Origin of the sequence: Sphingomonas sp. DC5200-1, assembly GCF_049897245.1 — a bacterium.
GTDB classification, from domain to species: domain Bacteria; phylum Pseudomonadota; class Alphaproteobacteria; order Sphingomonadales; family Sphingomonadaceae; genus Sphingomonas; species Sphingomonas aquatilis.
The window spans coordinates 96,040-104,842 of record NZ_JAFCVW010000006.1 but is presented as its reverse complement, the minus strand read 5'-3'; the positions used below and the strand labels follow the sequence as shown (position 1 = coordinate 104,842).

9 protein-coding genes are annotated in these 8,803 nt (G+C 67.1%); 3 read left to right on the top strand and 6 right to left on the bottom strand.

Annotated elements, in window-relative coordinates; genetic code table 11:
- The first annotated feature begins 62 nt into the window (after positions 1–62).
- On the top strand, positions 63–1,373 hold the full coding sequence (locus tag ACP7A3_RS14675; protein ID WP_017978199.1) for a methyl-accepting chemotaxis protein: 1,311 nt from the start codon (positions 63–65) through the stop codon (positions 1,371–1,373).
- Between the two features lie 3 nt (positions 1,374–1,376).
- Here the strand turns inward: ACP7A3_RS14675 and ACP7A3_RS14670 are convergent, their stop codons facing one another.
- Together ACP7A3_RS14670 and ACP7A3_RS14665 are read right to left on the bottom strand one after the other, a co-directional pair.
- Positions 1,377–1,562, bottom strand: coding sequence for a hypothetical protein (locus ACP7A3_RS14670; protein ID WP_017978200.1), 186 nt, complete (start codon positions 1,560–1,562; stop codon positions 1,377–1,379).
- A complete protein-coding gene (locus ACP7A3_RS14665; protein ID WP_053111625.1) occupies positions 1,562–1,987 on the bottom strand; it encodes an MAPEG family protein in 426 nt (141 codons plus the stop codon). Before ACP7A3_RS14665 ends, ACP7A3_RS14670 begins: the two co-directional genes overlap by 1 nt.
- A 109-nt stretch (positions 1,988–2,096) precedes the next feature.
- Here ACP7A3_RS14665 and ACP7A3_RS14660 point away from each other — a divergent pair, with 109 nt between their 5' ends.
- On the top strand, positions 2,097–2,876 hold the full coding sequence (locus ACP7A3_RS14660) for an SDR family oxidoreductase (RefSeq protein ID WP_426256380.1): 780 nt from the start codon (positions 2,097–2,099) through the stop codon (positions 2,874–2,876).
- Between the two features lie 180 nt (positions 2,877–3,056).
- On the opposite strand, the gene ACP7A3_RS14655 is transcribed toward ACP7A3_RS14660, so the two are convergent.
- Both ACP7A3_RS14655 and ACP7A3_RS14650 read right to left on the bottom strand, forming a co-directional pair.
- Positions 3,057–4,139: a 1,9-bis(guanidino)-5-aza-nonane synthase gene (locus ACP7A3_RS14655; protein ID WP_053111627.1), complete on the bottom strand. Its 1,083-nt coding sequence runs from the start codon at positions 4,137–4,139 to the stop codon at positions 3,057–3,059.
- A 118-nt stretch (positions 4,140–4,257) separates the two neighbouring features.
- Positions 4,258–5,499 (bottom strand): type III PLP-dependent enzyme, encoded by a 1,242-nt coding sequence (locus tag ACP7A3_RS14650; protein WP_183949437.1) that lies wholly within the window; start codon positions 5,497–5,499, stop codon positions 4,258–4,260.
- 139 nt (positions 5,500–5,638) lie between these two features.
- Between ACP7A3_RS14650 and ACP7A3_RS14645 the strand changes: the two genes are divergently transcribed.
- A complete protein-coding gene (locus tag ACP7A3_RS14645) occupies positions 5,639–6,601 on the top strand; it encodes a threonine ammonia-lyase (RefSeq protein WP_426256381.1) in 963 nt (320 codons plus the stop codon).
- A 126-nt stretch (positions 6,602–6,727) separates the two neighbouring features.
- Here the strand turns inward: ACP7A3_RS14645 and mtgA are convergent, their stop codons facing one another.
- Together mtgA and ACP7A3_RS14635 are read right to left on the bottom strand one after the other, a co-directional pair.
- A complete protein-coding gene (gene mtgA, locus ACP7A3_RS14640) occupies positions 6,728–7,411 on the bottom strand; it encodes a monofunctional biosynthetic peptidoglycan transglycosylase (RefSeq protein ID WP_426256382.1) in 684 nt (227 codons plus the stop codon).
- A 9-nt stretch (positions 7,412–7,420) separates the two neighbouring features.
- Positions 7,421–8,803, bottom strand: a complete 1,383-nt coding sequence (locus tag ACP7A3_RS14635) for a flavin monoamine oxidase family protein (RefSeq protein WP_426256383.1) — start codon at positions 8,801–8,803, stop codon at positions 7,421–7,423.

The following is an 8,803-nucleotide window of genomic DNA, read 5'->3' as shown; positions in this document are numbered from 1 at the left end:
GTCACCGCACTGTCATCAAATCCTAACCCGCCATTTACCGCTCGCCCCCTAGTGTCGCGGCCATGTTGTTCGACATCGATCTGCTGCGCAACGGCGCTTTCGGTGGCGTGCAGGCGTCGGTGAAGGGAGAGGGTGTTTGCCTGATCCACACCGCCTCGCTGGCGCAGGCGGTGGATATGTTCCGGCAATCGCCCGATCTTCGGCTGCTCGCGATCGTCGATGCGCAGCGCCGTCCGGTGGGCGTCATCCGGGAACGCGATGTCCGGACCATCCTGTTCAACCCCTTCGGCCACGCGCTGATGCAGAATCCCAGCATCGGCGGATCGCTGACGACGCTGATTCGGCCCTGTGGGACCGCCGATGCGGGGCTGGATGCCGACGCGCTCGTGCTCGCCTATCTCGACGCGGGCGGGGACGGACTGGTGCTGACCCGTGATGGCGTCTTTGATTCGGTGGTCGATGCGACCGCATTCGAGCGGCTCTCCATCCAGCGTCGTACGCAGGTGATGACCGATCGCGAGGCGCGGGCGGCGCGGATCGATGCGGCGGGCAAGGCCTTCACCGCCGATGTCGCACATCTGGCAGCGGAACTGGCCGAGGCGGCGGAGCGGATCGCCGCAATGGCCGGACTGGTCGTCACGCGCGCGGGGGCCTCGCGCCGGGATGCGGCGTCGGTGGCGGGTGCGACTGGGCAGATGGTCACCGCGCTGACCGACATCGCGGAACTCGGCCGGACCCTGGCGACGACGCTGGACGGCATCGGCGGGCAGACGGCCCGCGCCGCGGCCTTGCGCAGCGACGCGCGCGTCGCGGTGATCGCCGCCGGCGATCGCGTGACGCGACTGGTGGAGAAGGCGACCGCGGTCGACGACATGCTGCGCCTGATCCAGACGATCGCTAGCCAGACCAACCTGCTCGCCCTCAATGCCGCGATTGAGGCGGCGCGCGTGGGAGAGGCGGGGCGTGGCTTTGCGGTGGTGGCGAGCGAGGTGAAGATGCTGGCGCAACAGACGGGCACGGCGGCCAAGGACATTGCGGCGCGCGTGGCGGACATGCACGGCCTGCTCGGCGACGTCGTCGGCGGCCACCGCACGCTGGAGGCGACCATGGCCGCCATCGCCGATACGGGTGTCGCGATCGAACAAGCGGTCGCCGCGCAGCAGGGCGCGACGCGGCGTATCGCCAGCCATGTCGAGCAATCGGCAGAGGCCGGCCATGCCATCGACGATCGCGCGCGTGCGATCAGCGATCAGTCGGCGGCGATCGGTGACGACGTGTCCGGGCTGGAGGCGGTGTCGCGGACGCTGGCCGAATCCACCGGCCGTCTTCAGTCGCGCGCGCGCAGCTTCGTGCAGCTCACCGCGTCGTTGTAGGCCTCAGCGCAGCTTGGCGATCGACAGGCCATCGGCCTTCGCGCGATCCTTGGTCGATTCCTCGCTGCGTTTCAGCGCCTTGGCGATCGCTTTCAGCGCCATGCCCTTCTTGGCGAGCGTGTGCAGCTTCTGGATCTCGTCCGCGGTCCAGGGCTGGCGATGGCGTTCGAACGTCTCTCCCTTGGCCATCAGAACACCGCCAGGGCGGCGTGGAGGGTCAGCGCGACGAGCGCGAGCGTGGAAGCGAGGAACAGCATGAAGCGGGGCAATACGCGATTGACCGTCGCCTGCACCAGCGAATGCGCGATCCGCAGGCCGACATAGGCCCAGGCGATCGCCGCATTCGGGCCATCGCCCGTGCCGCTCAGCGCGATGACGGTGCAGACGGCGTAGAACAGCGTCGGCTGTTCCATCAGGTGATTGTAATTGTGTGCCTTCCACTGGATGTGCCGCGGCAGCGCCCGATCCGCATCGGCGGCGGTCGATCCGACCAGTTTGCCCATATCGACGCCCGCCGCCTTCATCGCAGGCATACGCGTCGCCAGCATCCAGACGAACATGACAAGTGTCCAGGCGATGAGAGCCACCATCGGGCGCAGGATGTCGCTGTGCATGTTGTCCCCTCCGTTGGGAGCGGAACCTGACGCACAGCGTTTCGTCCCGCAACCTTTCATATCGGCGGCTCCGGATCACTCGGGGCTCCCAAGCCAAGGACGAGGCACGATGAAGCAGACCGGCAATACGATCCTGATCACCGGCGGCGGTTCCGGCATCGGTGCGGCGCTGGCACAGCGCTGGCACGATGCGGGCAATACCGTCATCATCGCAGGCCGCCGGCAGGAGGCGCTGGACGAGGTCGCGAACGGGCGCGACAATATCCATACGATGACGATCGACGTCGACAGCGCGGAGGGCGTCACCGACTTCGCCAAGCGCGTGATCGAGGCGCATCCCGACCTCAACGTGCTGATCAACAATGCCGGCATCATGCGCTTCGAGACGCTGGAAACGCAGCGCGACCTGTCGGATGCCGAAGAGACGGTGACGACCAACCTGCTGGGGCCGATCCGCCTGACCAATGCGCTGATCGATCACCTGAAGGGCAAGGACGATGCGGTGATCGTCACGGTCACCTCGGGGCTTGCCTTCGTGCCGCTGGTCGATGCGCCGACCTATTGCGCGACCAAGGCGGCGATCCACAGCTACACGCTGTCGCTGCGCAACGCGCTGGAAGGCAAGGTGGAGGTCATCGAACTGGCACCGCCGGGCGTGCAGACGACGCTGACGCCGGGGCAGGAGAAGCGGTCGATGTACCAGCCGCTCGACGATTTCGCCGACGAGGTGATGCGGCTGTTTGGCGAGCAGCCGACGCCGAAGGAGATTCTGGTCGAGCGCGTCCGTGGCTTCCGCAACGCCGAACGTGACGGCAATTTCGACGCCACGATGAAGCAGCTCAACGATTTCGCGCGGAAAGCGCGGGAGGAGGGGAACGCCTCTGCATAATCCCACACCCGCTCGTGCTGAGCGTGTCGAAGCACGGCTTTCCGCACGAGAGACAGCGCGTGCGGCGACCCACCCTTCGACAAGCTCAGGGCGAACGGAGTTTTGGGGGCTCCCAATAACAAAAAAAGGGCGTCCCGGATCGAACCGGGGCGCCCTCATCATGCAGCCCGCAGGCCCGACTTACTTGTCGAACAGCTTGCCCCAGCGGTGAACCGGACGGTCCTTCCACAGGCCGCGGTGATAGGCGTCGGACGCCAGCAGCGGCATCACGCTGCCCGCTTCGGCGAAGACCATCTGCTCGATGCCGGTGTTCACCTTGCCCCAGCTCGCCGCTTCCTGCAGCGTCGAGGACGAGCAGGCGCCGTCGCGCACGTCGGCGACGGTGATCTGCACGGCATATTTGTGGACCTGCACGTCGTCGTGACCCAGGATTTCCGCGCAGACGACGGTGTCCTGGATGAAGTTCTTCGGCACGCCGCCGCCGATCATCAGCAGGCCGGTGGTGCCGGCCTCGATCTTGATCTCCGTCAGTTCGCGGAAGTCGGCGACCGCGTCGATCATGACATAGGGCTTGCCCGCCTTGGCGGCATCGACCTGATGCTTGACGAGGCCGAAGCCGGCCGAGCTGTCGACGAACGCCGGGCAGAAGATCGGCACGTCATGCTCGTAGGCGAGCTTGACGAGGCTGTTCTCCTTCTTGCCGTGCTCGACGAGATACTTGCCCATCTCGCGGATGAACGCGCGCGACGAATACGGGCCGGCCGGCAGCGATTCCGCGATCTCGAAGATCGTGTGGTCGACGTGCTGGAGCGCTTCCTCGTCGATGTACGTGTCGTAGATGCGGTCGATGTAGAGCGAGCGCAGCGTGTCGTCGTCGGGGATTTCCAGCGCCTGATAGTGCTTGTGGCCGAGACCCTCGAAGAAATCCATGTCGACGATGGTCGCGCCGGTGGCGACGATGCCGTCGACCATGTTGTTCTTCACCAGCTCGGCATACAGGTCCATGCAGCCGCCGGCCGAGGTCGAACCCGCGATGACGAGGAAGATCGAGCAGTCCTTGTCGGCCAGCATCTGGTTGTAGATGTTGGTCGCACGGCCGAGGTCGCGGCTGGTGAAGCTCATGTCCGCCATCGCCTCGACGATCGGGCGCGCGTCGAAGCTCTTGATGTCGATATGCTTGACCTGCTTCGACAGCAGCTCGGCCTTGCGGGTGTCGTTGATCGGCGCATTGGCGCCTGCGGTCTTGGTGAGGGTGTCGGTCATGGTTCGCCTTTGGCTATCCAATACCCGTCGTCATTCACTGTTGGGGACGCGGAAACCCAATGATCTCCCCCCGCGCAGGCGCGCGAGGGGAGGGAAAGGATCGATTAAGGTAGGGGCGTTACAGCTTGACGACGTTGCCCGCACGCTGCTCCGCGACGAGGCGGTCTTCGGCGTAGACCGACAGCATCGGTTCGTCGGTCACGACGACGGTGTCGCCGGTGCCGAAGCCGTTGAAGCCGGTGCGCATCGCCTGGCCATAAGCGCCGAGCATGCCGATCTCGAAATAATCGCCGGTGTTCGTGTCCGCGGGCAGCGGGAACGGGCCGGCCATATAGTCGAGATCGTCGCAGGTCGGACCCCAGAAGGCGAAGTCCATGTCGCGCGCGTCCGATTCCGGCTCGCGCAGCAGCTGCACCGGATACTTCCAGCCGATATGCGCCGCATCGAACAGCGTGCCATAGGCGCCGTCGTTGATGTACAGCTCATGCCCGCGGCGGCGCTCGACGCGCACCACGACCGACGCATATTCGGCGCACAGCGCGCGGCCCGGCTCGGCCCACAATTCGGCCGAATAGCTGACCGGCAGGCTTTCGAACGCGCGATGGATCGTCTCGAAGAAACGCTCCAGCGGCGGCGGGGTCATGCCGGGATAGGCCGAGGGGAAGCCGCCGCCGACGTCGATGACGTCAACCGTCACCGCCGCGTCGACGATCGCCGCGCGCACCCGCTCCATCGCGTTCGAATAGGCGTCCGGCGACATCGTCTGGCTGCCGACGTGGAAGCAGATGCCCAAAGCGTCCGCCACCTGACGGGTCGCGATCAACAGCTCCTTCGCCTCCGACTGGCCGACGCCGAACTTCGAACCGAGGCTCAGCTTGGCATATTCGGACGAGACGCGCAGGCGCACGCACAGCGTCAGGTCGGTCGCACCCTGCGTGGCACGCACGATCTTCGCCAGTTCCTCCAGGCAATCGAGCGAGAAGGTCTTCACGCCGTGGACGAAATACGCCTCGGCGATCGCCTCTTCCGACTTCACCGGGTGCATGAAGCAGCAGGTGGCGTCCGGCAGCGTCGCCTTCACCAGACGCACTTCCGCGATCGACGCGGTGTCGTAATGCGTGATGCCGTTGTCCCACAGGATCTGGAGCAACGCGGGCGTCGGGTTCGCCTTCACCGCATACATCGGACGCCCCGGAAACTTCTCGACGAAGAATCGGGCGGCCCGCGCAGCGGCGTGCGGACGGACGAGCGTCACCGGATCGACCGGGCGACTCTGGGCGATGTCGATGCCCCCACCGAGAACGGAGGAACGGGCGGTCGAGAGGGGCGCTAACCCCAGCGCGCTATGGTGCTTGGCCAATTCAAGGGACCTCCAATTGCCTTACGGCATACGGTGACAAAAGCTGCCTTGCGGTTGGAAGTCCCATGGGGCAGCGGAGGCGCGATCTATGGTTGCTTGGCCTGCATGTAAAGTGGCTGATCGCACGAAAGGACGAAAAGTGACGATTTTGCGACAGCCGACGCGGGCAGGGGTACGGGACGCGGCCGAAAAGATCGCGCGCATCCTGCCGCCGACGCCACTTTATGTGCATGAAATCAAGGGGATGAAGGTCGCCTTCAAGGCGGAATCCCTGCAGCCGATCGGTGCGTTCAAAATCCGCGGCGCCTGGCACCGATTGACCGCCTTGGACGCGGAATCGCGCGCCCGCGGCGTCGTTGCCTTCTCCAGCGGCAACCATGCGCAGGGAATCGCCTGGGCTGCGAAGAGGCTGGGCATGCCGGCGACGATCGTGATGCCCGCCGACGCGCCGCGCGCAAAGCTGGAGGGCACATTGGCGCTGGGGGCGGAGGTGGTCCGCTACGACCGGGCGACCGAAAGCCGCGAGGCCATCGCCGCACGGCTGGCGGAGGCGCGCGGCGCGACTCTGGTGCCGAGCTTCGACGATCCCTGGGTGATCGAGGGGCAGGGGAGTGCGGGGATCGAGGCGGAGGCGCAGATGGCGGCGCTTGGCCTGGGCGCGCCGCGCCGCGTCGTGGTGCCGTGCGGTGGCGGCGGCTTGTCCGCGGGGCTGGCGCTCGCTCTGAAGGATGCGGCGATCACCGTCGTGGAGCCCGAGGGTTGGGACGACATGCGCCGCAGCCTGGAGGCGTCATGGATCGAGCCGGTCGGCCCCAACCCGCCGCCCACTGCCTGCGATTCGTTGCAGACGCCGCGCGTATCGCCGCTGACCTTCGACGTGCTGGCCCGCCGCGATGCGACCGGCGTTGCGGTCAGCGAGGCGGAGACCGCGGCCGCGCAACGTTGGGCTGCGGAGCATTTGCGGCTGGTGGTCGAGCCGGGCGGCGCGGTGGGGCTGGCCGCGGTGCTGGCGGGCAAGGTGGCGATGGAGCCGGGGCTGCTGGTGATCCTGTCGGGCGGCAACGTCGACATCGACGCTTATGCGCGGGCGATTGCGGGGTAGCACCCTTCTTCGTCATCCCGGCGCACGCCGGGATCCATGGTAACGGTAAACGTGCGTCAGCGTGCCGCCATCAGCGTCGCGTCTCCATGGATCCCGGCGTGCGCCGGGATGACGAGGACGTGGGGTTCAGAACCCCTTGCCGAGACAGCTATCCAACCCGTTGCGCTTCACCACGCCGACGTAGCGCGCCAGCGCATTGCCGTGCCGCCGCACGAAGCCGCGGGGATCGATCGCGGCGCGTTTCTTGGGGAGCGGCAGCACCGCGGCGATCCGGCCGGCCTCGGTCGGCGACAAGTGGGTGGCGTCGTGATCGAAATAGCGGAGCGCGGCGGCATCCGCGCCATAGGTGCCGATCCCCGTCTCGGCGACGTTGAGGTACACCTCCATGATCCGCCTTTTGCCCCACAGGGTCTCGATCAGGACGGTGAAATAGGCCTCCAGCACTTTGCGCGCATAACCGCCGCCCTGGAATAGGAAGACGTTCTTGGCGGTCTGCTGGCTGATCGTCGATCCGCCGCGCAGGCGCTTGCCCTGCGCATTGCTGTAGGCGGCGCTGGCGATCCCCTTCCAGTCGAAGCCATGGTGCGAACAGAAGCGAGCATCCTCGCCTGCGATCGCGGCGCGGGCCATGTCGGGGTCCATCTCGGATAGCGGCATCCATTGCTTCGTGACGCTGCGGCCGCCGAGCAGGTCGCCCATCATCGTCCAGGTGAAGGGCACCGGCACGAAGCGGAAGATGCCGACCATCAGCACCGACACGATGACGAACGCCAGCACGGCTTTCAGCAGGATACGGAGGACGCGGCTCATGGCCGCGCTTTACGGGGCGGGGCGCTCCGGCATCAAGCCCAGGATCGCGGCCGCGGCGTCTACGCCGGTCTGGTACGCGCCATGTGCGGTCGAAAAGTCGTGCGCCGAACACGCCTCGCCGACGAAGAACAGCCGATCGTCGACGGGCGCCGCCAGCGCTGCCCGCGCCCCCGCATGGCCGACCGCAGCATGGCTGTAGCTGCCGTGGATATGCGTCGCGTCCCGCCATCGCGTCGCACCGAGCGGATGCAGCCGCCGCTGCCAGTCGCTGCCCAGCAAAGCGACCAGTTCACGAATCGCAAAGTCGATCGCGGCCCGCTCGTCCGCCATCGCTTCCGCGCAGGCGCCGCCGAAGAAGCTTTCGATAATCGGCAGCCCGAACGGCGATAGCCGGTGGCTGGCGGTGCAGGCGCTGTGCGGGTTGCCGGTGAGGTGGGCATGCGCCGGCCATTCGGGCGTATCGACGGCTAGGAAGACCTTGTCGGCGAGGCCGAGCGGCAGGTTCGCCGCGGCCTGCTGCTTGTCGGGCAGCGGCGGGTCGAAGACGAGTCCGTGGTACGCCGTCGTGGGTAGCGCGAGAATGACCCGCGCCGCTTCGATCGTCCCCGCAGGCGTGTCGAGCCGAATCCTCGTCCCGCGATGATCGATCCGCGTGACGGGTGTGTCGAGCCTTACCGGCACGCCCCGCGCATGGCCAACGATCAGCGTGCCATATCCTGCGGGCAGCGCCCAATTGTCCTCGGTCGCTGCATCTTCGTACGCCGCCCAGTCGTGGAGCGACACGCGGCTCAGCGGCGCGCCATTGGCATAGCCGGAGATGGCGTCGACCATCGGCCGCCACGGGTCGTCCGTCGCGACGAAGTCCGACAGCGGGCGGTCAGGGCCGTTGAGCGCGGCATGCGCGGCGGTCTCGAACCGGTCGTAGGCTTCGCCGAATGCGCGATGTTCGTGCGGAGGGAAGTCCAGGTCGCGCCATTGCACGCCCCAATTGGGGGACGATCGGTCGATGGTGACGCCGGCGGCCTCGGCGATCCGGGTCCAGGGGTTGCGCTTGGCGGAGTGGAGCCAGCCGCAGCCGGCGTCGACGGTGACGAATTCTCCATCACCCCCGACGTGCTCCGGGGGCCACTCTGTGGCGAGGGGCGCGGCCTGAGGCTCGAACGATCCCCCAGTGGCCGGGTGGACCCCGGAACGAGTTCGGGGTGACGGGGTAAGTGGGGCGAAGGCCGCGCTCCCATCGAGCGGCAACCGCAGACTGCGCGCCCGCCCACCAAGGCGGTCGCCCGCCTCGACCAGCAATACCTCGGCACCCGCATCGTGCAGCGCCCGCGCCGCGGCGATGCCGGCCGCGCCGCCGCCGACGACGACGGTCAGGCCGGCCGGCACGCTCAC

Excerpts from the sequence above, each read along its gene's own strand:
- ACP7A3_RS14675 (WP_017978199.1), top strand. The coding sequence starts at position 63 with ATGTTGTTCGACATCGATCTGCTGCGCAACGGCGCTTTCGGTGGCGTG.
- ACP7A3_RS14655 (WP_053111627.1), bottom strand. The coding sequence starts at position 4,139 with ATGACCGACACCCTCACCAAGACCGCAGGCGCCAATGCGCCGATCAAC.
- ACP7A3_RS14670 (WP_017978200.1), bottom strand. The coding sequence starts at position 1,562 with ATGGCCAAGGGAGAGACGTTCGAACGCCATCGCCAGCCCTGGACCGCG.
- ACP7A3_RS14660 (WP_426256380.1), top strand. The coding sequence starts at position 2,097 with ATGAAGCAGACCGGCAATACGATCCTGATCACCGGCGGCGGTTCCGGC.
- mtgA (WP_426256382.1), bottom strand. The coding sequence starts at position 7,411 with ATGAGCCGCGTCCTCCGTATCCTGCTGAAAGCCGTGCTGGCGTTCGTC.
- ACP7A3_RS14665 (WP_053111625.1), bottom strand. The coding sequence starts at position 1,987 with ATGCACAGCGACATCCTGCGCCCGATGGTGGCTCTCATCGCCTGGACA.